The sequence below is a fragment of the Pseudomonas sp. P5_B2 genome (assembly GCF_056400445.1).
The window spans coordinates 1-628 of sequence record NZ_JBFULH010001402.1 but is presented as its reverse complement, the minus strand read 5'-3'; the positions used below and the strand labels follow the sequence as shown (position 1 = coordinate 628).

The 628-nt window shown below is 57.2% G+C and carries 1 protein-coding gene; it reads left to right on the top strand.

From position 1 onward, the window contains the following. Window positions 1–117: 117 nt before the first annotated feature. Window positions 118–628: LysR family transcriptional regulator (locus tag AC1DRJ_RS31465; protein ID WP_477805537.1), on the top strand; the 511-nt coding region annotated here is incomplete at its 3' end.

Genomic DNA, 628 nt, shown 5'->3' with positions numbered 1-628 from the left:
GATCGTTGCCAGCGCATTTCGCACACTGTCTCCAACCTCACCGGAACCTGCATTGTGGAATAATTTTGTAGATTCATAGGATAAGCTGATCAATCTGTCTGATCCCGAGTTCGCACCATGGCCATCAACTTCGACCTCAATGACCTGCAAGCTTTTCGCGCCGTGGTCGAGCAGGGCAGTTTTCGCAAAGCCGCCGACACCGTGCGTATATCTCAGCCTGCGCTGAGCCGGCGCATCGAAAAACTTGAAGACGCCCTCGGGGTACGATTGTTCGAACGCACTACACGCAAGGTCAGCTTGACTCAGGCCGGGCGCGGTTTCATGCCTAGCGTCGAGCGCTTGCTGGACGATCTGGACGTGGCGCTGCTGGGAATCAGCGAAGTCGCCTCGACCCGGCTCGGCCATGTCACGGTGGCCTGCGTGCCCTCGGCAGCGTATTACTTCATGCCGCGCGTGATCGCGCATTACCACCGGCAGTTCCCGAAGATCAAAGTAAAAGTGCTCGACTCTAGCGCCCACGACGTACTCAGCGCCGTCGTCAATGGCGAAGCAGATTTCGGCCTGAGCTTCATGGGTACGCTGGAGACTGAAGTCGAGTTCGAGCCATTGGTGCAGGAAGGTTATGTAC